This is a genomic window from Pseudomonas fluorescens, from assembly GCF_012974785.1.
In the GTDB taxonomy this organism is placed as follows: domain Bacteria; phylum Pseudomonadota; class Gammaproteobacteria; order Pseudomonadales; family Pseudomonadaceae; genus Aquipseudomonas; species Aquipseudomonas fluorescens_BT.
In genome coordinates, this window is sequence record NZ_CP027561.1 from 720,634 (window position 1) to 744,520 (window position 23,887).

General features: G+C 62.0%; 21 protein-coding genes. 11 read left to right on the forward strand and 10 right to left on the reverse strand.

The genetic code is table 11. From position 1 onward, the window contains the following. Positions 1-6: 6 nt before the first annotated feature. The 6 genes from prmA to gcbA all read right to left on the reverse strand — a co-directional run bounded on the left by prmA (position 7) and on the right by gcbA (position 7,219). On the reverse strand, positions 7-885 hold the full coding sequence (gene prmA / locus C6Y56_RS03095; RefSeq protein ID WP_085732735.1) for a 50S ribosomal protein L11 methyltransferase: 879 nt from the start codon (positions 883-885) through the stop codon (positions 7-9). Between the two features lie 166 nt (positions 886-1,051). Beyond that, a complete protein-coding gene (gene accC, locus C6Y56_RS03100) occupies positions 1,052-2,410 on the reverse strand; it encodes an acetyl-CoA carboxylase biotin carboxylase subunit (RefSeq protein WP_011332264.1) in 1,359 nt (452 codons plus the stop codon). Between the two features lie 17 nt (positions 2,411-2,427). After that, positions 2,428-2,895 carry an acetyl-CoA carboxylase biotin carboxyl carrier protein gene (gene accB / locus C6Y56_RS03105; protein WP_007951023.1) on the reverse strand — a complete coding sequence of 156 codons (468 nt, stop codon included), beginning with the start codon at positions 2,893-2,895 and terminating at the stop codon, positions 2,428-2,430. 24 nt (positions 2,896-2,919) lie between these two features. Next, the gene (aroQ, locus tag C6Y56_RS03110) at positions 2,920-3,375 is read right to left on the reverse strand and encodes a type II 3-dehydroquinate dehydratase (RefSeq protein WP_169428681.1); all 456 of its coding nucleotides are present in this window, start codon (positions 3,373-3,375) and stop codon (positions 2,920-2,922) included. Positions 3,376-3,550: 175 nt separating this feature from the next. Next, positions 3,551-5,497, reverse strand: coding sequence for a methyl-accepting chemotaxis protein (locus C6Y56_RS03115; RefSeq protein WP_169428682.1), 1,947 nt, complete (start codon positions 5,495-5,497; stop codon positions 3,551-3,553). Between the two features lie 51 nt (positions 5,498-5,548). Continuing rightward, positions 5,549-7,219 carry a diguanylate cyclase GcbA gene (gene gcbA, locus C6Y56_RS03120; RefSeq protein WP_085711233.1) on the reverse strand — a complete coding sequence of 557 codons (1,671 nt, stop codon included), beginning with the start codon at positions 7,217-7,219 and terminating at the stop codon, positions 5,549-5,551. Between the two features lie 416 nt (positions 7,220-7,635). On the opposite strand from gcbA, the gene C6Y56_RS03125 reads away from it, so the two are divergent. From C6Y56_RS03125 to C6Y56_RS03150, 6 genes are all read left to right on the forward strand, one after another. Next, positions 7,636-8,703, forward strand: a complete 1,068-nt coding sequence (locus C6Y56_RS03125) for a DUF2333 family protein (RefSeq protein WP_169428683.1) — start codon at positions 7,636-7,638, stop codon at positions 8,701-8,703. 3 nt (positions 8,704-8,706) lie between these two features. Continuing rightward, positions 8,707-9,264: an NUDIX hydrolase gene (locus tag C6Y56_RS03130; RefSeq protein ID WP_169428684.1), complete on the forward strand. Its 558-nt coding sequence runs from the start codon at positions 8,707-8,709 to the stop codon at positions 9,262-9,264. Positions 9,265-9,450: 186 nt separating this feature from the next. Continuing rightward, positions 9,451-9,822 (forward strand): translation initiation factor Sui1, encoded by a 372-nt coding sequence (locus C6Y56_RS03135; RefSeq protein WP_085732741.1) that lies wholly within the window; start codon positions 9,451-9,453, stop codon positions 9,820-9,822. A gap of 219 nt (positions 9,823-10,041) precedes the next feature. Then, positions 10,042-11,955: an arginine decarboxylase gene (gene speA / locus C6Y56_RS03140; protein ID WP_127796803.1), complete on the forward strand. Its 1,914-nt coding sequence runs from the start codon at positions 10,042-10,044 to the stop codon at positions 11,953-11,955. A 232-nt stretch (positions 11,956-12,187) separates the two neighbouring features. Next, on the forward strand, positions 12,188-13,531 hold the full coding sequence (locus C6Y56_RS03145) for a type VI secretion system Vgr family protein (RefSeq protein ID WP_169428685.1): 1,344 nt from the start codon (positions 12,188-12,190) through the stop codon (positions 13,529-13,531). Further along, positions 13,528-14,322, forward strand: coding sequence for a DUF4123 domain-containing protein (locus tag C6Y56_RS03150; protein WP_169428686.1), 795 nt, complete (start codon positions 13,528-13,530; stop codon positions 14,320-14,322). Before C6Y56_RS03145 ends, C6Y56_RS03150 begins: the two co-directional genes overlap by 4 nt. A 67-nt stretch (positions 14,323-14,389) precedes the next feature. Here the strand turns inward: C6Y56_RS03150 and C6Y56_RS03155 are convergent, their stop codons facing one another. Together C6Y56_RS03155 and C6Y56_RS03160 are read right to left on the reverse strand one after the other, a co-directional pair. Further along, positions 14,390-15,739: an MATE family efflux transporter gene (locus C6Y56_RS03155; protein ID WP_169428687.1), complete on the reverse strand. Its 1,350-nt coding sequence runs from the start codon at positions 15,737-15,739 to the stop codon at positions 14,390-14,392. Positions 15,740-15,776: 37 nt separating this feature from the next. Beyond that, a complete protein-coding gene (locus tag C6Y56_RS03160) occupies positions 15,777-16,070 on the reverse strand; it encodes a hypothetical protein (RefSeq protein ID WP_085711241.1) in 294 nt (97 codons plus the stop codon). Positions 16,071-16,215: 145 nt separating this feature from the next. Here C6Y56_RS03160 and C6Y56_RS03165 point away from each other — a divergent pair, with 145 nt between their 5' ends. The 5 genes from C6Y56_RS03165 to C6Y56_RS03185 all read left to right on the forward strand — a co-directional run bounded on the left by C6Y56_RS03165 (position 16,216) and on the right by C6Y56_RS03185 (position 20,638). Beyond that, positions 16,216-16,518 (forward strand): MazG-like family protein, encoded by a 303-nt coding sequence (locus tag C6Y56_RS03165; protein WP_169428688.1) that lies wholly within the window; start codon positions 16,216-16,218, stop codon positions 16,516-16,518. Continuing rightward, positions 16,518-17,267: a methyltransferase gene (locus tag C6Y56_RS03170; RefSeq protein ID WP_169428689.1), complete on the forward strand. Its 750-nt coding sequence runs from the start codon at positions 16,518-16,520 to the stop codon at positions 17,265-17,267. Before C6Y56_RS03165 ends, C6Y56_RS03170 begins: the two co-directional genes overlap by 1 nt. A 12-nt stretch (positions 17,268-17,279) precedes the next feature. Further along, positions 17,280-17,891 (forward strand): DUF4136 domain-containing protein, encoded by a 612-nt coding sequence (locus tag C6Y56_RS03175; RefSeq protein WP_085732749.1) that lies wholly within the window; start codon positions 17,280-17,282, stop codon positions 17,889-17,891. A gap of 54 nt (positions 17,892-17,945) precedes the next feature. Then, a complete protein-coding gene (locus C6Y56_RS03180) occupies positions 17,946-18,503 on the forward strand; it encodes a DUF4136 domain-containing protein (RefSeq protein WP_169428690.1) in 558 nt (185 codons plus the stop codon). Positions 18,504-18,649: 146 nt separating this feature from the next. Continuing rightward, complete coding sequence (locus C6Y56_RS03185) at positions 18,650-20,638, forward strand: pilus assembly protein TadG-related protein (RefSeq protein ID WP_169428691.1); 1,989 nt, start codon at positions 18,650-18,652, stop codon at positions 20,636-20,638. Here C6Y56_RS03185 and C6Y56_RS03190 read toward each other — a convergent pair. Both C6Y56_RS03190 and C6Y56_RS03195 read right to left on the reverse strand, forming a co-directional pair. Continuing rightward, positions 20,635-23,385: a PAS domain-containing sensor histidine kinase gene (locus C6Y56_RS03190; protein ID WP_169428692.1), complete on the reverse strand. Its 2,751-nt coding sequence runs from the start codon at positions 23,383-23,385 to the stop codon at positions 20,635-20,637. The two genes, C6Y56_RS03185 and C6Y56_RS03190, sit on opposite strands and share 4 nt — an antisense overlap. Continuing rightward, a complete protein-coding gene (locus C6Y56_RS03195) occupies positions 23,382-23,828 on the reverse strand; it encodes a TadE/TadG family type IV pilus assembly protein (RefSeq protein ID WP_169428693.1) in 447 nt (148 codons plus the stop codon). The genes C6Y56_RS03190 and C6Y56_RS03195 overlap by 4 nt, the downstream gene beginning before the upstream one ends. Positions 23,829-23,887 lie beyond the last annotated feature (59 nt).

Below are 23,887 nucleotides of genomic sequence, written 5' to 3' on the forward strand. Positions count from 1 at the left end.
GTCATTCTAGCGCCGACGGCCAGTGATGCGCACCCAGCCATCGCGATTGGCGATCGGGTCGAGATCGAAGTCCTGCGCGTAGGCGGCGGCGACTTCTTCGCCTTGTTCGGCGAGGATCCCGGACAGCGCCAGGCGCCCGCCGGACTTGACCAGGCCTGACAGCTGCGGCGCCAGGGATACCAGCGGGCCGGCCAGGATGTTGGCCACCAGTACGTCGGCTTTGACCTGTGGCAGGTCTTCCGGCAGATACAGCGGGAACAGTTCGTCGGCAATGCCGTTGCGCCCGGCGTTGTCGCGCGAAGCTTCCAGCGCCTGCACGTCGATGTCGGTGCCGACGGCTTCTTTCGCGCCGAGCAGCAGGGCGGCGATGGCCAGAATCCCCGAGCCGCAGCCGAAGTCCAGCACGTTGCAGTCTTTCAGATCCTGGCCGTCGAGCCATTCCAGGCACAGGGCGGTGGTCGGGTGGGTGCCGGTGCCGAAGGCAAGGCCCGGATCCAGCAGCAGGTTGACTGCATCGGGTTGCGGTGCGGCGTGCCAGCTCGGCACGATCCACAGACGCTGGCCGAATTGCATCGGCTGAAAGCCGTCCATCCAGCTGCGTTCCCAGTCCTGGTCTTCGATCACTTCGCTGTGGTGCTCGGGCAGCGGGCTGCCGGTCAGCAGTTCGAGATGGGCCAGTACCGGCGCCGCTTCGGTGCCGCCCTCGAACAGGGCCAGCAGGTGGGTGTGTGCCCACAGCGGGGTGGTATTGAGTTCCGGTTCGAAGATCGGCTGATCTTCAGCGTCCATGAAGGTCACCGAAACGGCGCCGACTTCAAGGAAAGCGTCTTCGTAGGTTTCGGCTTGTTCCGGGCTGATGGCCAGACGTACTTGCAGCCAAGGCATGGCGGGCACCTGTGAAAAAGATTGATTGCAGCCTAGCGGCCTGCGAGAAGCGCGCAAGTTTACGCGAGCTCGACGCTTTTGTGGGAGCGGGGAATGTATGAGCAGATGAAACCTTCGGAAACAACAAAGCCGCCCGAAGGCGGCTTTGTCAGGTGCGGGCTGAAGCTTAGTGCTTCTCGCCAGCCAGCTTGTGCTCGAGGTAGTGAATGTTCACGCCCCCTTTGCAGAAGCCTTCGTCGCGGGTCAGATCACGGTGCAGCGGGATGTTGGTCTTGATCCCGTCGACCACGATTTCGTCCAGGGCATTGCGCATGCGGGCCATGGCTTCGTCGCGGGTGGCGCCGTAAGTGATCAGCTTGCCGATCAGCGAGTCGTAGTTCGGCGGAACGGCATAACCGCTGTACAGGTGCGAATCGACGCGAACGCCGTTGCCGCCTGGTGCGTGGAAATGCTTGACCGTGCCCGGGCTCGGCATGAAGGTTTTCGGGTCTTCGGCGTTGATCCGGCATTCCAGCGAGTGACCGCGGATGACCACATCATCCTGGGTATACGACAGCTTGTTGCCAGCGGCGATGCTGAGCATCTCCTTGACGATATCGATACCGGTGACCATTTCCGAAACCGGGTGCTCCACCTGAACACGGGTGTTCATTTCGATGAAGTAGAAACGACCGTTCTCGTACAGGAACTCGAAAGTGCCGGCGCCACGGTAGCCGATGTCGATGCACGCCTTGACGCAGCGAGCCAGGACTTCCTTGCGCGCGTTCTCGTCGATGCCCGGAGCCGGCGCTTCTTCGAGAACTTTCTGGTGACGGCGTTGCAGCGAGCAATCGCGGTCGCCCAGATGGATGGCGTTGCCCTGGCCGTCGGACAGAACCTGCACTTCGACGTGACGCGGGTTGGTCAGGAACTTTTCCAGATAGACCATCGGGTTGCCGAACGCCGCGCCGGCTTCGGAGCGGGTCAGTTTCGCCGAGGCGATCAGGTCTTCTTCCTTGTGCACCACGCGCATGCCGCGACCACCGCCGCCACCGGCGGCCTTGATGATCACCGGGTAGCCGACTTCGCGACCGATGCGCAGCGCCGTTTCTTCGTCTTCCGGCAGCGGGCCGTCAGAACCTGGAACGGTGGGAACGCCCGCTTCGATCATCGCGTGCTTGGCCGATACCTTGTCGCCCATCAGGCGAATGGTCTCGGCTTTCGGGCCGATGAACGCGAAGCCGGAGTTCTCGACCTGCTCGGCAAAGTCGGCGTTTTCCGCGAGGAAGCCGTAGCCTGGGTGAATGGCGGTAGCGCCAGTCACTTCAGCGGCCGCGATGATTGCCGGGATGTGCAGGTAAGAGTGCGCGGCAGAAGCCGGGCCGATGCAGACGGATTCGTCTGCCAGACCCAGGTGCATCAGCTCTTTGTCGGCCTTGGAGTAAACGGCGACGGTCTTGATGCCCATCTCTTTGCAGGCACGCAGAATCCGCAGGGCGATCTCACCGCGGTTAGCGATCAGAACTTTTTCCAACTTCGCAGTCATCAAAGGCTCTCCGCAGTTCAAACGATGGTGAACAGCGGTTGGTCGTACTCAACCGGCTGGCCGTCTTCGACGAGGATGGACTCGATCACACCGCTGGTTTCAGCTTCGATGTGGTTCATCATCTTCATGGCTTCGACGATGCACAGGGTGTCGCCTTTCTTCACGGTCTGGCCGACTTCAACGAAGGACGGCGAGGTTGGCGAAGATTTGCGATAGAAGGTGCCGACCATCGGCGAACGGGCAACGGTGCCGTTCAGCGCTGGAGCAGCAGCGGCTGCTGGAGCGGCTGCAGCAGCAACCGGAGCGGCAGCCGCGGCAGGTGCAGCGGCCGGAGCCTGCATCGGAGCCGGTGCGTAGTACTGCTGCGCCGGGGTCTTGCTGTGACGGCTGATGCGTACGGACTCTTCGCCTTCCTTGATCTCGAGCTCGTCGATGCCGGACTCTTCCAGCAATTCGATCAGTTTCTTAACTTTACGGATATCCATGAATCATCAACTCCCAAGGGTCGGTCAGGGGCGTATAGCTTGTTGTTCAAGCTGCTCTAGTGCAGCCTCCAGGGCCAGTCGATAACCGCTGGCGCCAAGGCCGCAGATCACTCCCACCGCTACGTCGGAGAAGTAAGAGTGATGGCGGAAAGGTTCGCGTTTGTGCACGTTGGACAAATGCACTTCGATGAATGGGATGCTCACCGCCAGCAGCGCGTCACGTAATGCGACACTTGTGTGTGTAAAAGCTGCTGGGTTGATCAGAATGAAGTCCACACCTTCGCCGCGCGCGGCGTGGATGCGGTCGATCAATTCGTACTCGGCATTGCTTTGCAGATACAGCAGATGATGGCCGGCGTCACGGGCGCGGCGCTCCAGATCCTGATTGATCTGCGCCAGGGTGGTCGACCCGTAGGTCCCGGGTTCCCGGGTGCCGAGCAGGTTCAGGTTGGGGCCGTGCAGCACCAGTAGCGTTGCCATCTGCGTGTTCCTTGTTATGGGTGAGCCTTCATCAGAACCCGGCGACTATGCCGCAAAGACTTTGTGACTGTCCAGTTCTCTGCAATAGCCAGCACGATCTCCGATGTTTGCGCGAAATATGTGACTGAGTGATCAGATCCGGTCATTCACGCGGCCAAACCCGGCACAATCGCGATCAGACGCGGAATGCCTGCACCGCTGTATGCAGTTGCCCGCCCAATACCAGCAGATTCTCCCCCTGTTCGCGTCCTTCACCGATGCGCAACAAGTTATCCCCACCCAATTGATGAATGCGTTCGCTGTGATCGCGGATTTCGCTGACCGCGCCGCTTTGCTGCGCGGTGACCTCGGCGATGCGCACTGCCGTGTCGGAAATGGTCTGGATCGCGCCGACGATCTTGTCCAGCGCACCGTCCGCCGATTGCGCCTGATTGGCCGTGGCTTCGGCGTGTTCCACCTGGGCGCGCATGCCTTCGACCGATTGTCGGGCGGCGGTTTGCAGGCCGGCGATCAAGGTCTGGATTTCTGCGGTGGCGCCGGCGGTGCGTTGTGCCAATGAGCGGACTTCCTCGGCCACCACGGCAAACCCGCGGCCCATTTCTCCGGCGCGGGCGGCTTCGATCGCGGCATTCAGGGCCAGCAGATTGGTCTGGTCGGCAATCGAACGGATCACTGTCAGTACGCCGCCAATGGTGGCCGACTCTTGCGCCAGATGTTCGATCATCTGCGCATTGCCTTGCACTTCTCCGACCAGCGCATGCAGGCCGGTGAGGCTCAGGCCGATGACCTTTTGCCCATGCTCGACGGCCTGTCCCGCGTGACGGCTGGCGTCCGCAGCCTGACGGGCATCGCCGGCCACCTGCTGGATGGTCGCTTCCAGTTCGCTCAGGGAGTCACGGATCAGCGCGGTATCGCCGGCCTGATGCTCGGCGCCGCTGTGCAGGTCGTTGCTCAGTTCGGCCAGGGTGCGGCTGCTGCCCGCCACTTGTTCGGCATTGCCGCGAATCGTCCCGACCAGATCCACCAGATAGGCACGCAGGCGATTGAGCGAGGCTTCGATGTCGTGCAGTTCGAGGTTGGTCTTGCCCAGATGAATGTCACGGCTGAAATCACCCTCGGCCCAAGTCGACAATGCGGGCGCGAGATTGGTCAGGGTACGAGCCAGACGTCGCTGCAGGGTGTCGATCAGCAGGGCGATCAACAGGATCAAGCCGATCATCACACCTTGCATCAGGCGCACTTCGCTCTGGATCTGCCCGTGTTGGGCACGTACCACTGGCTCAAGGCCAGCGATGGCTTGTTGAACGGCGGCGATTTTCTGGTGGGTCGCGGTGCTGAGTTCGGTGCGTTTCTGGATCTGGTCGCGGGTGCGGGCCAGTTCTGCCGGATAGCGGCCAAGCAAGCTGTTGAGTTCGCGTTTGAGACCGACGCCGGCGTCTTCGGCGACGGCTTTTTCAGTGCTTTCAATGCCCATCATCGAGGCGAAATCGTCGCTGCCGGATTCGCTACGGGTGACCACGCCGAGCAAGGGCAGGGCATCGATTGCCTGGGCCTGGGTGCGGATGTTGGTGATCTCGCGCTCGACATCGGCAGCCAGTTCACTGCGCCCGCTGCTGACCAGTTTGTCGCGGGCCAGCGACAACTTGCCCAGATGCTGAGAGGCGCCAAGCAACGGCGCCAGATAGGTCGAGTTGCCGCCGGCATAGGTGTTGAGCTGATCGAGGCTGGCACTCAATTCGCGCTCGGCCTGCAACAGCAGCGCCTGCGGATCGCCGGCCAGTTTGCCGGCGGCCAGCAGGTCGGTCTTGCTGAATTCATCGAGGCTGGTGAGGCTCGGGCGCAGAGTGTCGGCCAGGGCGGGCGGCAGCTCGCCGAGTTCTTTCTGCAGGCTGTCGATGGCCTGGCTGGCGCTGCTCAGGCGCAAGGCATCGCCGCTGCCGAGGTAGTCCTCGACGTTGCGCGCGACTTCATTCTGAAATTGCTGTGACAGCCCGAGGTAGCGCTCCATCAGCAGATACGGGCGTTCGAGGGCTTTTTGCGACCACCACAGCGTGGCACCGAGGGCCACGCAGACGGCGACCAGCAACAGCGTGTTGAGATTGGTGAGCAACTTCAGGCGCATGACGGCTACCAACGGCAGAAATGGTAAGTGCCTGAATTTATTTCTGTTCTGTTACAAGGTTATGACCGAATCGGTGGATTCCGGTGAAAAAGTGGCACTTTGCTTTGAGTCTCGCGCGGTCTGCACCCGATTGCGGCCTTCACCCTTGGCGCGGTAAAGCGCCTCGTCGGCCTGGCTGGCCATCATCAGGCTGTCGGAGTCGTCGTGCATCTCCACTACCCCGGCGCTGAAGGTGCACCAAAGATCCTGTGGCTGGGCCGGGTAATGGATTTCAGCGAAGCGCTGGCGAATTTCGTCGAGCACTTTGTGCGCGGCTTCTATATCGGTGTCAGGCATGACGATGGCGAATTCTTCGCCGCCGTAACGTCCGATGAAGTCGGTCTTGCGCAGACGCTGCTTGAGGAACAGCGCCAGGCTCTTGATCACCCGGTCGCCCATGGGGTGGCCATGGCTGTCGTTGACCCGTTTGAAATGGTCGATGTCGAGCATCGCAAAACTCAGCGGCTTGTTTTCGCGGCGGGCGCGGAACGAGCAGTCTTCCAGCAACTGAAGAATGTGCGTGTGGTTGTACAGACCGGTGAGGCTGTCGCGGACCATCCGTGCTTTCAGGTTGCGCGCACGGGCGGCGCGGTTGCGCACCGTGGTGATCAGGTGGCGCGGTTTGATCGGCTTGGTCAGGAAGTCATCGCCGCCCTCGCTCATGGCGTCGAGCTGCTTGTCGAGGTCGTCTTCGGCCGACAGATAAATGATCGGCACGCTGACGTAACGGTCGTTGTGGCGGATGACCTTGGCCAGCTCGGTGCCGGTGCAGGCCGGCATGTACATGTCGAGGATGATCAGGTCCGGCTGGAAATCCGCCAGCTCGGCCATCGCCTGAATCGGCTCGATCAGGGTACGGGTGACAATCCCGGCGCTGTTGAGGAGGCGCTCGGTGTGCATCGCCTGGGCGCGGGAGTCGTCGATGATCAGCACTTTATAAGGTTCGTACTGAGCGACGCAGGTCAGGACTTCGATTTTCTCCAGCAAGCTCGAGGCTTCGAGGGTGCCGGTAAGGAACTCCTGACCGCCGGCGCGCACGGCGGCGAGGCGGGTCGGGGTGTCGGTTTCATGCAGGCTGAAGAACAGCAGTGGCAACGGCTCTTCCAGACCCTGCTGGGCTTCGGCGGCGAGTTTCAGGCCGACGCCGGCGCCGCTGAAGTCCACGTCCATGACGATGGCGGCGGGCAGACGCTCGACCATCGAGGAGCGAAACGCCGACACACTGTCCAGCGCCTGGGCGCTGAGACCGAAGAACTCCAGTTGTTTGGCCAGTCGTTCGGCGCGGTCGTGATCCTGAAGCATCACGTAGATCGGTTTGCGCAGGGGCGGCAGAAAGGTCTGGTCGAGTTGATCACCATGGCGCAGGCCGGTGCGCGACAGACGCTGCATCAAACGGTTGAGATCGGTGATCAGGCCGCTGCTCAGGCGCCCGCGATTGGCGTCGACGGCTTCCAGCGACTGGCTGATGTGATGGGCCAGTTGGGTGTGCTCGGGCTGTTCGAAGCGCTCGGCAAAACGCAGCAGGCGCAGATTGGCCTCGCTCAGTTCGGCGAGGTCGGCAGTGGACCACTCACTGCGTTGCAGGCGTTGCCATATCTCAAGAATCTGACGTGCCTGATGAATTACCCGCTGGGCAAAGTGGTGCTTGAGGCGCTCGCGGCTGGGGTCTTCTGGCTCGGTCATATCCTGACTACTAGTTAGGGTGCATGCTGAGATCGACTGGTGGCTCTATGCTAGCACCTCTTTCCGGTTACATCAGTGTCGTACGTCAATAATCTGCGGTGCGTCACCATTCAGTTTCTGACCGGCGGGTTTTGCTTCGAACCGGGTCGTCGGTAGAGGCCCCGTGAACAGGGCACTTAGTGGCGTGTCGAGAAGCAGTTTCTGCCGAAAACGCGTAACGAAAACCTGAGGGAACACGAGTTTTTCCGTGGGTATCGGCAAGCATTTCTCGGGGTGACGGGCATCAGGGAATCCCTTAGTGCACGACGCCCGGTCCAAAGAGTCACCCCCTGTCATTATTGACGGGTGCGGGCCAGAGGCACGTTGTTGTATGGTTGCTGTCGAACCGTTGAACCCAAGATTGAAAGGATATCGCCATGCTGGACTGGAAGAATCGCGCGAGCAGTGCGCCCGAACGTGCCGCCGAGCCGAAATCCGCCGCCCGCAGCTATGTGGGCGGCCTGTTGTTCAGCCGCGCGCTGGCCACGCTGGTCGGTATTTATCTGTTGGTGACCATCGCCCTGGGCTGGTACTGGAGCGAGGAACCGGCCCTGTTTCCCGTGGCGCAGAACGCCCAGCTGGCTGCCGAGAAGGAAGGCAAGCAGATGGTGGTCGGCTACACCACCGTCGAAACCCTCAAGACCGTCGCCAGTACTCTGCTGAACAAACCGGGCGGCTACATTTCCAACGACCGCTTCCCGCCAGGCCTGTGGATGGACAACATGCCCAGCTGGGAATACGGCGTGCTGGTCCAGGTGCGCGACCTGACCCGTGCCTTGCGCAAGGACTTTGCCCGCTCGCAGTCGCAGTCGGCTGAAGATGCCGATCTGGCCAAGGCCGAACCACGCTTCAACTTCGACAACAAGAGCTGGATCCTGCCGTCCAGCGAGTCGGAATACCAGGAAGGCATCAATTCCCTGAGCCGTTATCAGGCGCGCCTGTCTGACCCTACCCAGAAAAACGCCTTGTTCTACGCCCGCGCCGACAACCTGAACAACTGGCTGGGCGACGTCGGGACGCGTCTCGGTTCGCTGTCGCAACGGCTGTCCGCCAGTGTTGGCCGGGTCAAGCTCAACACCGCGCTGAAAACCGAAGTGCCGGCGGTGGGTGAAGTGCCGCAGGTCGACGAGGAAGTCGTCGAGACTCCGTGGATGCAGATCGACAACGTGTTCTACGAAGCCCGTGGTCAGGCCTGGGCGCTGTCGCACCTGCTGCGCGCCATCGAAGTCGATTTCGCCGATGTGCTGGCGAAGAAGAACGCGACCGTCAGCGTGCGTCAGATCATTCGTGAACTGGAGGCGTCTCAGGAGCCGATCTGGAGCCCGATGATCCTCAACGGCAGCGGCTTTGGTGTGCTGGCCAACCACTCGCTGGTCATGGCCAACTATATTTCCCGGGCCAACGCCGCCGTGATCGATTTGCGTCAACTGCTCAATCAGGGCTGAGTCATGGACGAGAGCGCCAGAGAGGCGGCCCACCGCGCCGCCTCGGATGCCGAACAGATCGCCTGGGTCGACGAGCAGGACAACCTGCTCGGCGCCCTGGTACGTTCCGACCTGCGCGAGCGCGGGCTGATCGGCCGTGGCACCTACATCATGCTGTTCAACTCCGCCGGTGAACTTTGCGTGCATCGGCGCACGTTGAGCAAAGCCATTTATCCCGGTTACTGGGACGTGGCGGCAGGCGGCATGGTGCAGGCGAACGAGACCTACGCCGAGTCGGCGGCCCGTGAACTGGAGGAAGAGTTGGGGGTGAGCGGCGTCGAGCTGACGGCCCACGACCATTTCTACTTCGAAGACACCGGCAATCGCCTGTGGTGTTCGGCGTTTTCGGCGGTGTGGGACGGGCCGTTGATCCTGCAACCGGAAGAGGTGCTCGAAGCGCGCTTCATTCCGGTCGATCAGGTGATGCGCGAAATCAAGCTGAAGCCTTATTGCCCGGACTCTCTGGCAGCGTTGAAACGCTATCTGAAGGCTCAGCAAAGCGACGTCGCAAAGAACTCATAAATTGGCGCCGATTGGCACTTAGCAATCGGCGTTTTTGCCGTTACACTGCGCGACCTTTTCAAGCTGTGCCGGCCTGTTTTCAGGAGCAACCGGTGCAGTAGCGCTGCCCCTGCCTGAGTGGGGCTTCGCGGTCGATAGCCTTGCCCAAGGCTGCGATCAGTCTTTGTCCTCCCAAGAGGATTGCCGGTGGCCAAAAAAGCCGCATCCTTCGCCGCCCTGGGCGGCCTGGTATTTTCCACCGACGCAGGTCGTCATTGCCCGGAATGCAGCAAGCCGGTGGACGCCTGTATCTGCAGACAAACCGTGATCCCGGCCGGTGACGGCATTGCCCGCGTGCGTCGCGAGAGCAAGGGCCGTGGCGGCAAGACGGTGACCACCATCACCGGCGTGCCCCTGGCCGAAGACGCACTCAAGGAGCTGGCGACAACGTTGAAGAAACGTTGCGGCACCGGCGGTGCGTTGAAGGACGGGGTCATCGAGATCCAGGGCGATCATGTCGAGTTGCTCCTGGCCGAGTTGATCAAGCACGGTTTCAAGGCGAAGAAGTCCGGCGGCTAGCAGCCTCTGTGAAAACCACCTGCGGCTTGATCCGGCACTGATCGTCATCGGTTCCGGCGTCGTTTCCATGGTTTTCACAGAGCCTGTTCATGACCGGTTTCTAAACTCAACGCTGTCAGCGCGGTCTACCGCCCCGCTGACGAACCGTCATTTTCATTCTTTAGACTGCGCCGGCCTGAGATCAGGCGACGCACTATGACTTCTTTATAGGGGACTTCGATGTCCGTACGACGCACACGCAAAGACGATGGCAGCCAATGGACAGTTGCGGACAGCCGCAGTGTTTACGGGATTCGCCATTGGGGGGCCGGGTATTTCGCGATCAATGACGCCGGTCGCGTCGAAGTTCGTCCGAACGGCCCGAGCAGTTCGCCTATCGATCTGTTCGAACAAGTCGACCAGTTGCGCAAGAGTGGCTTGTCCCTGCCGCTGCTGGTGCGTTTTCCCGACATCCTGCAAGACCGCGTCCGTCAGCTGACCGGTGCGTTCGATGCCAACATCGAGCGTCTGGAATACCAGAGCAAGTACACCGCGCTGTACCCGATCAAGGTCAACCAGCAGGAAGCGGTGATCGAGAACATCATCGCCACCCAGAACGTTTCCATCGGTCTGGAAGCCGGTTCGAAGCCCGAGCTGCTGGCAGTGCTGGCACTGGCGCCGAAGGGCGGCACCATCGTCTGCAACGGGTACAAGGACCGCGAGTTCATCCGTCTGGCGCTGATGGGCCAGAAGCTCGGCCACAACGTGTTCATCGTGATCGAGAAAGAATCCGAAGTCGGCCTGGTGATCGAAGAAGCGGCTTCGCTGAAGGTCAAGCCACAGGTCGGCCTGCGTGTTCGCCTGTCCTCGCTGGCTTCGTCGAAGTGGGCGGACACCGGTGGCGAGAAGTCCAAGTTCGGTCTGTCGGCGGCGCAACTGCTGTCGGTGGTCGAGCGCTTCCGCGCGGCGGGCCTGGATCAGGGCATCCGCCTGCTGCACTTCCACATGGGTTCGCAGATCGCCAACCTGGCCGACTACCAGCACGGCTTCAAGGAAGCGATCCGTTATTACGGTGAGTTGCGCAATCTGGGCCTGCCGGTCGATCACATCGACGTCGGCGGTGGTCTGGGTGTGGACTACGACGGTACTCACTCGCGCAATGCCAGCTCGATCAACTACGACATGGATGACTACGCCGGTGTCGTGGTCGGCATGCTCAAGGAGTTCTGCGACGCGCAGGCCTTGCCGCATCCGCACATCTTCTCCGAAAGCGGCCGTTCGCTGACCGCGCACCACGCGATGCTGGTGGTGCAGGTGACCGACGTCGAGAAACACAACGACGACGTGCCGCAGATCGAGAACAAGGACGCGCTGCCGGAAACCGTGCAGTGGCTGGTTGACCTGCTCGGCCCGACCGATATCGAAATGGTCACCGAAACCTACTGGCGCGCCACCCACTACATGAGCGACGTGGCCGCCCAGTACGCCGACGGCAAACTGACCCTGGCTGAAAAAGCCTTGGCCGAACAATGCTACTTCGCCGTATGCCGTCGCCTGCACAACTCGCTGAAGGCGCGCCAGCGTTCGCACCGCCAGGTGCTGGACGAACTCAACGACAAGCTGGCCGACAAGTACATCTGCAACTTCTCGGTGTTCCAGAGCCTGCCGGATACCTGGGCCATCGATCAGGTGCTGCCGATCATCCCGCTGCACCGTCTCGATGAAGAGCCGCTGCGTCGCGCGGTGCTGCAGGATCTGACCTGCGACTCCGACGGCAAGATCAACCAGTACGTCGACGAGCAGAGCATCGAGACCAGCCTGCCTGTGCATGCGCTGAACGAAGGTGAAGATTACTTGCTGGGCGTGTTCCTGGTCGGCGCCTATCAGGAAATTCTTGGCGACATGCACAACCTGTTCGGTGACACCGACTCGGTGAACATCTACCAGAACGCCGACGGCAGTGTGTACCACGCCGGGATCGAAACCCACGACACCATCGAAGACATGCTGCGTTACGTACACCTGTCGCCGGAAGAGCTGATGACCCACTACCGCGACAAGTGCGCCAGTGCCCGCATCAGCGCCAGTGAGCGTACCCAGTTCCTCGATGCACTGCGCCTGGGGCTGACTCGTTCCTCCTACCTGTCTTCCTGACGGCAGGTTCCGAATCCATCAGGTTGTCTGAAATTGTTCCGTATTAATCGGAGTTTTCAGACAACCTGGTGAGACTTGTCTTTTTCGACTAGCGAATTGACTGTCGTCCTCACGAGAAAAGTGATGTCGTCTGCTTTTCACGTAGGTCATTTCCTAATTTGTACTTCGGCTCTCTACTCGGCCATGGCTCTCGGCGAGAATCCCCGCCCGCCCCTCCTGTAGAGAATCATCCATGTTCGATCCAGCCGACGAGCCGTCGTTTCGCCTCGATGTAGCGGGTCTGTCTGCCCCGTTCGAAGTCCTGGCCTTTACGGGGAGCGAGGCCATCAGCGAGCCTTTTGCGTTCGAAATCGATGTGTTGATCGACGATCCTCATCTGGACCTTGCCGGCCTGCTCTATCGCTCGGCACGCCTGTCCTTCGGGCCGTCGGGCAACGGCGTTCACGGTCAGTTGCAGGGGCTTGTCCAGCACGAACATGGCCATGGGCCCAGATTGTGCCGAGCGCGGCTGGGGCCCCGGCTGAGTTGCCTGGGGCTGCGTCACAGCCAGCGGATTTTCAGTGGCCGGTCTGTTCCACAGATTCTGGACCAAGTGCTCAGGGAGCATGGAATCACCGGTTCCCGGCGCCGCTTCGAATTGCAGGTCGAGCATCCGGCCCGCAGATTCTGCACCCAATACGGCGAATCGGATCTGCAACTGGTGCAGCGCCTGTGTGCACAGGCACGGATTCACTATCACTTCGAGCATGGGCAGGACAGCCACTGCCTGGTGTTCGGCGATGATCCGGCGTTGCTGCCGCCATCAGAGGCGGTGCGATTCGACGTTGAGGGGCAGGCGCCGGCGGTGCGCCGCTGGGCGACCGGGGAACAGGCTTGTGGCTCCGGTGAACATGCCCGGCGGATTCGATCGGCGCAGGGGCACTCCGACGTGCCGACCCTGCGCTGCGGTCAATGGCTGAGCCTGTCGTCGCAGCCATTTGCGCAATGCGGTACGAACTGGTTGCTGACCCGAGTCGAGCATCGCGCCGATCAGTTGCTCGAGCCCACTTACAGCAACCGAATCTGTGCCGTCGAACACTTGCAGGTCAATGCGCCGGCCGTCGAACGCCCGGCGTTGAGCATGAGCAGTCTGCAACGCGCCTGGGTCGTGGCGGTCGATGAGCCCCGACCTGACCGTTCGAGGCCCGTTGCGGTGCAGTTCGACTGGCTCTACCAGGGCGAGGGCGCAGCGCCCAGCCACTGCTGGCTGCCACTGGCTCCGGCATTGGCCGACACGGCGACAAAGGCATTGCGCGAGGGTGTCGAAGTGGTGGTCAGTTTTCTTGAGGGTGATCCCGAGCAGCCGGTCATCAGCGGAGTCCTGCAGCCACCGGCATACGACGGCAGCTATGAGGAGGATGAACCGCCGCCATTGCCCGAGACGCTGGCCAGTGAAGGAATCGCACAATGGCTGCATGGCGCCGAACCCCTGTTGCTGCTGTGCCTGATGCCGGGGGGCGGCAGCTATCATCACTGTCGGGAGGCCGTGTGCAGTTGCCGGCTGCTCGCGGGGCGCAAACCTGGCGATGGACGATGAGCGGTGCAGCGCCGGGGCAACGTGCGCAGTGGCTGTTGCTGGACGTTGCGCATGCGGCGCAGGCCTTGAGTGTATTGCGCCAGGGTTTCCCGGATGTGCCGAGCCTGAAGCTGTTCGAGGGTACGGAGTTTCAGCCCGTGTGCGAGCAGGGGCCGTTGCTGGTCGATCTGCGCGATTGTCCGATGCTGTCGGCGTTATGTCATACAGACCCGCAGATCTGGTGCGGGCTGTTGCTGGGCAGCGATGCCTCGAGCGAATCGCTGCGTGAACATTTGCAACGGATGCTGACGGTTTCTGTCGGTCTGAATCATCGTGCGCTGCTCAATTACTACGACCGGCAGACGGCCAGCTACTTTTTCGACGCCTGCGATGCGCGCCAGTTGAGCCGCTGGCTCGGGCCGATCGGTTGGCTGCGCTGGTTCGGCGGTACCTGGGCCGACCGGGCGAGCGGCATCCAGGGCTGGCAGCAACTGCGCAATCCTGGGCTGGACGTCGAGCCACTCAACATCGAGCAGTCCCTGACCCGTCATCAGCGTGAACACTTGCACCGCTGCCTGCTGGAACAACATATCTGGCGCTGGAGCCAATCGACGGGAACCGATTACCGCGCGTTGTCCTCCCACGTCGAACAAGGCCTGACATTGGGTTTCAGCGAGCGGGCCGTGCTGGACGACTGGTTGTGGCTACGTCTGCTGCATCCGCGTGCAGAACTGATGCAACCGCCGCAAGGATTGACCCAGCAAGAGCGGCTCGATCATCTGCGTCGACGCTGGCAGAACGACCCACCCTGACACGAGGTTTCGCGCGCATCCTGCCGGTGCTCGATCAGATCGACGAGTTTATCCGGCACACGCCGCCTCAATGAGCACCGCCGGCAAGCCAGCCGTCGTTGCGCCGCAGTCGCCACGCCAATGTGCCGAGGGTCAGGCTGCGCAGCACCATGAACAGCAGGAATGAAATCCACAGTCCGTGATTGCCCAGCCCGCTCAACGCCCAGGCGAACGGCAGCAGCAAAGCGACGGTCAGCAGCATGCCGTTGCGCATTTCCCGGGCGCGGGTAGCGCCGATGAACAGGCCGTCGAGCAAGTAGCTCCACACCGCAATCAACGGCAGCACGGCGAGGTAGGGCAGATAGATGAACGCGGTCTCGCGCACGCTCTGAATATCGGTCTGCATTTCGATGAACAAGTGCCCGGCGAACAGAAACAACACAGCAAAACCCAGGCTTGCCAGCAACGACCAGCCACCGGCGACCACCAGCGAACGACGCAGCGCAAGGCGATCACGGGCGCCGATGGCGTGTCCGCACAAAGCCTCGACCGCGTGGGCCAGGCCGTCCAGCGCATGGGCGGTCAGCAGCAGGCCGTTGAGCAGCAGCGCGTTGGCTGCCACCGTGGCATCACCCAGTCGGGCGCCCTGCACGGTGATCAGGAAAAATACCGATTGCAGCGCCAGGCTGCGGATGAAAATGTCGCGGTTGACCCCCAGCAGCGGTCGCCAGCTCTGCCACACCCTCAATGCCGCCCAGACGATATGCCCGGGGTAAGCGCGCAAGGCCTTGTGGGTGAGTGCCAGGCCGAGCAGGGCGCCGCACCATTCGGCGACCACCGAGGCCCGGGCCGAGCCGACCACGCCCCAGTCCAGACCGATGACGAACCACAGGTTCAGCACGATGTTGATCAGGTTGGTGGTCAGCAGAATCGCCAGCGGCGCCCGGGCGTTCTGGGTGCCAAGAAACCAGCCGACCAGTGCATAACTGGCCAGCGCCGCCGGCAGCCCGAACAGGCGGGTGTAGAAGAAGTCGCGGGTCAGTTCATTGAGTTCCGGCGACGGTTGCATGAAATGCAGGGCGACGCCGCTGAGCGGCACGCCCACGGCCCCCAGCAGCAGCGCCAGCCCCATTGCCAGCAACAAGCCTTGCAGCAGAATCTGCCGCAGTGCCGCACCATCGCTGCGCCCGGCCGCCTGCGCGGCGAACCCGGTGGTGCCCATGCGCAGGAAACCCATGGCCCAGGCCAGAACGGTGTACAGGCTCGCGCCTACCGCTACGGCGCCCAGTTGGTGGGCATGGGGCAGGTGACCGATGACGGTGCTGTCGACCAGCGCCACCAGCGGCACAGAGAGGTTGGAGAGAATCATGGGGGCGGCGAGGGCCCAGACCCGGCGATGGGTCGGGCGGTCGCGCCAGTCGGCGATCAGGTTGGACATGCGGGCTCCTTGGGGAGCGGCATTGTAGCGGGAGGTGTCAGTGAATGATCCAGCTCAGCAGCCACAGCCCCAGCAGCAACCAGATGATCCCGGCAATGATCGACGCATTCATGAAGGCGCGGATCGCCGACCACAGCAGCATCAGGCCAACGATCAACGCGATGATGCTGATGATCGAAGTGTCCATGCCCAGGGCCTTCGCCAGCCCGTCGACGAAGTTGCCGCCGGCATGGCTCAGCACGTTGAACAGGCCACTCAGGCCGTCGACGATGAAGCGGATGATCGAGCCGAGCGCCTGGCCCAGCCATTCGAAGAAGCTTTCTACCTGCATGTTTTCATCCTGATGAAAGAGCTGAGCCTTGGGCCGCGGCAGGGGCGGTCGAGTTCCCTGCAAGCATAGAGGGTTTGCCGGGTGGTGGCTGCCCCTTGCCTTCGCGCAGCATCCCCTCGAAGCTATACGCCTTCAGGAGAAAACGATGAACCTTGTTGAACTGACCGAACGCCTGCACGCCATTCGCGACCGTAATGACTGGCGGCAATTTCACAGCCCGAAAAACCTGGCCATGGCGGCCAGCGTGGAAATGGCCGAGCTGGTGGAAATCTTCCAGTGGCTGAGCGAAGACCAGTCCCGCGAACTGCCCGCCGAAAAACTGGCCCACGCCGGCCAGGAAGTCGGGGACATCGTCCTTTATCTGTTGCTGCTGTGCAGCGAACTGGGGCTGGACATGAATGAAGTGGTGCGTAGCAAACTCGCCGACAGCGAACGGCGGTTCAGCTGATGAGCGACCGTCATTTCGATCAGTTGGCGACCCGTTTCGCCGAAAAAATCTATGGCGGTGCCAAAGGCGCGATCCGCCTCGCGGTGCTGCAGGCCGATCTTGCAGAAGCCTTGCCGGATCGTCCGTTGCGGGTGCTGGACATCGGTGGCGGCCTGGGCCACATGTCTCTGTGGCTGGCCGAGCGTGGGCACGACGTGACCTTCACCGAGCCGGCCGAACCGATGCTTGAAGGCGCGCGTCAGCGTTTTGCCGAGGCCGGGCAGACAGCGACGTTCATTCAGGCGCCGTGGCAGGCGTTGCTCGGTCAACTCACCGAACCCTATGACGTGGTGATCTGTCACGCGGTGCTCGAATGGCTCGCCGAACCCCACGCGATCCTGCCGGTGCTGCATCAACTGACCAGACCTGGCGGGTGGCTGTCGCTGGCGTTCTATAACCGTGATGCGCTGGTCTATCGCAACCTGCTCAAAGGCCATTTCAAGAAGATGCGCAAGAACGACATGGCCGGCGAGAAGCAGAGCCTGACCCCGCAGCAGCCCCTGGATCCTCGGGAGCTGGCCACGCAACTCGAAGGGTTGTGGCAGGTCGAAACCCAGAGCGGGGTGCGGGTTTTCCACGATTACATGCCGGTGGAATTCCAGGCCCGCGCCGAGTTGATTGATTTGCTCGAGATGGAACTCGCCCACCGTCGTCACCCAAGCTTCGCCGGGCTTGGGCGCTACTTGCACTGGATCTGCCGGCCGATCTGATCGGAGCATGAAATGAAAGGTCATTCAGGGTTATTGCTGATCTGTCTGGGGTTGGCCGCCTGCCAGGGCAGCAACCCTTATGTGGCGCAGTCGCGGCCCTTGCCGCCGGCGCCACCGCAAGCTGCGACCACCTTCGACCGCAGCGCTTATCCCGCGCCACCGCGGGATTACGGGCGCTACCGCAGTTGGGCGTGGCTCAACGGGCGCCTGCCGCCGGGGAGTGCCTGGGCGGATTCGGCACAAGTGGCCGAGGCCGTCAGCAGTGCACTGGACCAGCGCGGCTTGCGCCCGCTGCACGACAATCGCCCGGCCGACTTGTTCGTCAGCGCCAACCTGAGCCTGGAAACCCGCCTGCGTCAGGTCCAGGACGACTACGGTTACTACGGTGGATACGGCGGTTATGACCGTTACGGCCGGGGTTACGGGATGTACAACACGGTGCCCATTGTCCGCACCTATCAGGAGCAGGTCGTGGTGGTGCGGGTCGATCTTTTCGACGCCGGCACCGGCCAGCCGGTCTGGAGTGCCAGCGCCGAAACCGGCACTCAGGGCAACCAGAGTGACCGTGCCGATGCGATCCGGGAGGCTGTCGAAAAGGCCATGTCGGCGTATCCTCCCAGTTAGCTTCCCGTGAACCGGAAGCTCCCTCAGGTTCATGTTTTCCACCGGAGAAAAACCATGTTCCGCCGTTTTGCTTTACTGGCTGTGGCCGCGCTGCTCAGTGCCTGCGCCACCAACCAGGTCAATCATGACTTTGACGCCAGCCGCGACTTCGCCGCCTACCGCAGCTGGAGCTGGAAAGAGCCTGCCCTGCAGTACCGCCCCGACGATCCTCGGATCAAGAGCGACCTGACGGAACAGCGGATCCGCCAGTCGGTCGCCGATCAACTGGACCAGCGCGGCCTGCGCCCGGCCACGGCGGGCCGCAAAGGTGACTTGAGTGTGCAGGCCTACCTGATCGTCGAGGATCGCCAGCAACAGGTCACCACCAATTACGGCGGTGGCTGGGGTGGTCCATGGAACGGTTATTGGGGCGGGCCGATGTACAACGAAACCCGCAACGTCACCTACAAGGTGGCGACCATTCAGATCGACCTGCTCGACGGCAAGGACGGCAAACTGGTGTGGCGAGGCAGCGACGAGCAGATGCTCAGCCGCACGCCGAACCCTGCGGATCGCAGCAGCGCCATCCATGAAACGGTGACGCGTATCCTGTCGAACTACCCTCCGCGCTAAGTGAGCGCCTTGAACGGGAGCCCAGGAGCTCCCGTTTTTTCTGAAGGGACGGCTGGCGTGTTGCCAGCCGTGTCGTCACGCCGCGTCTACACTGACATCCACCAATGGAGCTTGCGCCCGGCCGTGCGCCGGCAAAGGAGTGCGCCATGTCGCGTCTTTCGCAGTGTCGCGGCCCCGCCCGGCAGCGCGGGGCCATCGGCTTGATGGCGGCTGCCACCCTCAGCCTCGCGCTGATCCTGATGTTGCTGGTGGTGGACACCGGCCGTCTGTACATGGAACAGCGCAAATTGCAGCGGCTGGTGGATAACGCGGCACTGGAGGCGGTCAGCCGTGGCGGCAATTGCCTGCCGGGCCTCACTGCCGCCAGCTACGCCGGGCAAAGTGCGACACGCAACGGGTTTGTCGCCGATGCCAATAACGTCCTTGTGATCGATTGCGGAAAGTTGGTGACAGCCGCCACCGGCCTGCGCACGTTTACGGTTGACGCGACGCAATCAGAGGCGGTCAAGGTCGCGGCCAACCGCACCGTGACCACCAGTTTTGCCGGCGGCGTGCAGGCGCTGTTCAGTGCCGCACCGGTCAGTCTCAATACCGTGCTCTACGCTTCGGCGGTGGCGGCCAAGCCCAAGCCGACCGTCGCTCAATTGAACATCCGCAGTAATCTGGCCAGTATCGACACCGCGCAATCGAACATCCTCAACCCGCTGTTTTCCGGATTGCTCGGCGGCAACGTCAATCTGACGGCCCTGGGCTGGAACGGCTTGCTCAACACCGACATCAATCTGCTCAGCTACCTGAATCAACTGGCAATCAACCTCAACGTGGCCGCCGGCAATTACAGCCAGTTGCTCAATACCCAGGCCACGGTGACCCAATTGATCCAGGCTGCGGCTACCGTGGTGCAACTCAACGGTGCCACCGCCGATGTGATTACGGCGCTCGGTCAGTTGCAAGTGGCGGCGATCAATGCTGCGCCGGTAAAACTCGGCGACATCCTGCAACTGCAGACCGGCACCACGGCGGCCGGGCTGGATGCCAATCTGCAACTGTTACAACTGGTTCAGGGCGTGATTCAACTGGCCAACAGCAAAAGTGCGGTGGCCGCGACCCTGCCAATCAGCGTGCTGGGGTTGGCGAATGTTACGGTGCGGGTCAAGGTGATCGAGCCGCCGCAGTTCTCGGCGATTGGTGATCCGGCGCTGGCCAAGGCCAATCCTCTGGGGCCGAACCGGATTTATGTGCGCACTGCGCAGATTCGCACGATGCTCTCGGTGAATCTGCCGGTGTTGACCGGGGTGGCCGGGCTGAGCAACGCGGTATTGGGGTTGGTCGGCACTCTGAGCACGACTGTCAATCAGCTGTTGACCCTGAATCTGGTCTCGTTGGCCAACTCACTCCTTTGCCTCAGTTGCCAACGGATGGACCCGTTATTGTTGCCGTCACCGGAAATCGACATCAGCCTGGATGCCGGCGGCGCCATCAGCTACGTCACCGACTACAGCTGCCCGACCGGCAATACCGGCACCAAAAGCCTGACGGCCCACACCATCACCTCGATTGCCGACCTCAAACTGGGCAAGATTGACCCGACCAACGCGTTTTCATCCTCTGCCGAACCCACGGTCACCCCGTTGCCGCTGGTGGACCTGGGCATTGTGACCTGCCATACGATTTTAGGTATTGGCAGCTGTGACTCGAGTACCCACGTGCAATACGGCGCCGGCGGTATCGCGATCATGGTCGATACCAGCGTGGCGCAGAACACTCAGGATCTGGTGTTTTCCAGCAGCACACCGTTCGCCACGCCACCCAACCTGAAACAGCCGCCGAGCGTGATTTCCGTCGTACCCACCAGCAACATCGTCAACAGCCTGTCGAGCACGCTCGCCGGAATCAATCTGATTGTCTACCAACCGATTGGCAGCAATCCGCTGGGCTCCGTTGTAGCGGGTGTGGCGGGCCTGATCAGTAGCGTCACGACAATCCTGCAACCGCTGATCACCAACCTGGTCAGCCCGCTGCTCGACCCGTTGCTCAATAACCTTCTCAAGGGGCTGGGGATCAACCTGATGGATGTTGATGTCGGCGCCAACATGACCTGCGGCCAGACCGGCAAGGCGTATCTCGTCATCTAGTCATCGGGTGCAATCGGCAGTTCGATGCAGAACCGCGCACCGTCCGCCGAGTTGCACACGCTCAGATGGCCGCCCATGTTTTCGATGATTCCGTAACTCACCGACAACCCCAGACCGGTACCGATGCCCACCGGTTTGGTGGTGAAGAACGGCTCGAAAATCCGCTCCAGCAGACGCGGGTCGATGCCGCCGCCATTGTCCTCGACCCACAGGCGCACCTTTTCTTCATCCCGTTCGGCGTAGATCGAGATCCACGGCTTGAACGCCGGATCGGACTCGCGTTTGCCCAGCAGCGCATCCCGGGCGTTGACCATCAGGTTGATCAGCACCTGTTCAAGCTGATCGACGTATCCGCGCACCTGAACCTCGAACGCGGTTTCACTGATGCGCAAATCCACGCCTTTGCCGCGCATGCCTTCGGCCAGCAGTGACAGCGTGCCTTCGATGGCGCTGGCGGGGTTGAACAACTGTTGTTCGATTTCCGAGCGACGGCCGAACACCCGCATGTGATCCACCACTTTCGCGGCACGCTGGACCTGGGCGTCGATGCGGTTGAGTTTGTCGGTCAGGTAGTCGATCTGCACATCGCCGTTGCTCAGGCGTTTTTGCACGTTGACGATGGCCATGCGCATGACATTCAGCGGCTGGTTGATTTCGTGGGCGAGACCTGTGGCCATTTCGCCGAGGGTGGCCATTTTTGCGCTCTGGGTGAGTTGTAGTTGGGAGCGGCGCACTTCGGTGTTGTCGCGGCCAACGGCTTGTACTTCGATCAGTTTCCCGTGCTCATCGAACACGCCCCGATCCGACCACACCCACCACGCATGCTCGCGCCCCGGCAATTGCAGGTTGATTTCGGCGGTGCTGACGGGGGATTCCGGGGTCAACAACGCCAGGCGCTCGACGAAGTCTGCGCGTTGTACGTCCGACATCCAGCTGCCCAGATTGACCCCCGGTAAATCTTCGGGAGCGCATTCCAGATACTTCGCCAACGGCTGGTTGCCGAACGTCAGGATCAGGTCCGGACGATAACGGCAGATCATCGCCGGCGAGTCCTCCACCAGAATCCGGTAGCGCTCTTCACTCTGTCTGACTTGTTCGGCAGCCAGCGTCGCCTCGGTGACGTCCAGCCACAAGCCGACGGCTTCCACCGGCAGGCCGAGGTCATTGCGCAGCAGGCGGGCCTCGTCGAGCAGCCAGTGGTAATCACCGCGACTGTCGCGCAAGCGATAGCGGGCACGTACCAACCCTTCGCGCAACAGCTGGCGGGTGCGTTCGAAATACAGGGCCCGGTCCTCCGGGTGTATCCGCTCCACCAGTGCGCCGGCATCGCAGTCTTCCAGGCTCCAGCCCAGCAACGGTTGCAGACTGGCGCTGAAAAACGCCGGCAGCAACGCGCCCTCGACGTAGTGCTGGACATAGATGACCGCCGGTGAACTGGCGATCAGATTGTTCAGTCGCGCATGGGCCGCAGCGGCCAGTTGCTGCTGATTCTTGATGTCGCTGATGTCCAGCATGAAGCCTGCCAGCCGACGGTGATCGCCGGTGCCGCTGACCTGCCCCTGAAGGCGATACCACGCCGGGGGCTGACTGCTGTCGCGAAGCTGCAGGCGCACGCACAGGTCAAGGATTTCGCCGTGCACCTGCAGGTCCTGCAGGCGGCTGCGCACTTCCTCGCGGTCAGCGGGGTGGATCAGATTCAGCCAGTTTTCCAGGGTCAGCGTCGAGCTGTCCCGTTGCAGGATGGCGGCCAGTGTCGGGGCCAGCTGGATGTGTTCGCCACTGCTGCCGATTTCCCACCAGCCGGTGCCCAGCAATGTCTGCAACGACTCCAGTCGTTCCAGCTGCAGTTGATGCTGCTGCTCACGCAATCGCCCGAGCAACGGACCTGCCAGCGCCCCGGCCAGCATCAGCCAGTCACGGTCGGTCAGATACGGCGCGGTCTTGTCCACCGCATAAAAGCCGCAGAGCAGCCACGCCATCACGCCACGATCATCGCTGTAGGGCACGGCGAACCCCTCGGCATTGCCGAACAGCCCCTGCACCCGTGTGTGTTCATACTGACCGTAATGCGCCCCGAGGCGCTGCGGGCCGGCGCCATTGAGGCTGTCCAGCGGCGTGCCGAGGCGCTGGCCGTCCTGCCATAGCGCGGGCGCATCGTGGGCGTGGAACTGGCAGTGAATCTGCCACACCTGTTCCTGCTCATTGAGCAAGGCGAGTGCCACACACGGGATCTGCCAGCGCTGCGCGATTATCTGCAGTTGATCGCTGACGACCATCGGCAGTCGTCCCAGGCTGCAACTGCGCAACTGCTTGCTGATCTGCTCGGCAATCCCGTGGCACGCCTCGCGTTGATGCGCTTGCCGGCGTTCGGACAGCAGGTCGGCAATGTCGATCAGTTGCAGCAGCCAGCCGTGGCCCAGAGGCTGGGCCCAGCCGCGCAGGTGCAGGGTCTGTTCGCCCAGACCGGTGAAGTCCAGGTCCAGCAGTTGCCCTTGCCATTCCTGCGGCCGGCCTTCGATCGCCAGGGTGCTGTGGGGTAGCAGTAAGTTGTGCAGTGGCAACGGTTTGTCATGGGGTATCTGCTGCGCCAGCAACAGGCGCAAGGGGCCGGCCATTTGCAACACGGCGCCTTCGCCATCGAGGTGCAGATGCAGGCCCGTCGCGGGTGAGCCGAGCACGTCCGGCAAGTCCCCGGCGAGCGGGGCGCGCTTGAGCAGACGGCCGAACAGATTGTCCCCGGCCGTCAAAATTTCAGGCTCGAGCTGGCGGTCAGGTTGGTGGGCAGGCTGGGTACGGCGCCGATGCCTGGCAACACCAGAAACGGAATGACCTGATTGAGTTTGCTGACGGGGTAATTGACGCTGACGGTGAGCGTGCCCAGCGTTGAGTCATAGGTTGCTGAAGTGTCCACGCCTACTACCACGTTCAGGGACGTTGGCAAGCCTGAAAACTGCTGCGTCAGAGCGGCATTGGCGGTGTTGACGACAACCGTCGAGTAGTTGGGCGTCGCAGGGTCGACGGCGACGCTGCGGCGGACCGCTTCGGCCGTGGCCTGATTGAACGTCTGCATCAGCACGAACGGCAGGGCATAGCTGACCAGGCCGTAAAACACCGCGAAAAAGATCACGAACACCAGGGCGAATTCGATCGCCACCGCACCTTTTTGTGCCTTGCGAGAGCCGGTTTTCATCCGTGCGTCTACCCTGACAGTCACTGCGTAGTATCAGCATAGAATCATTCAGCCAAAAC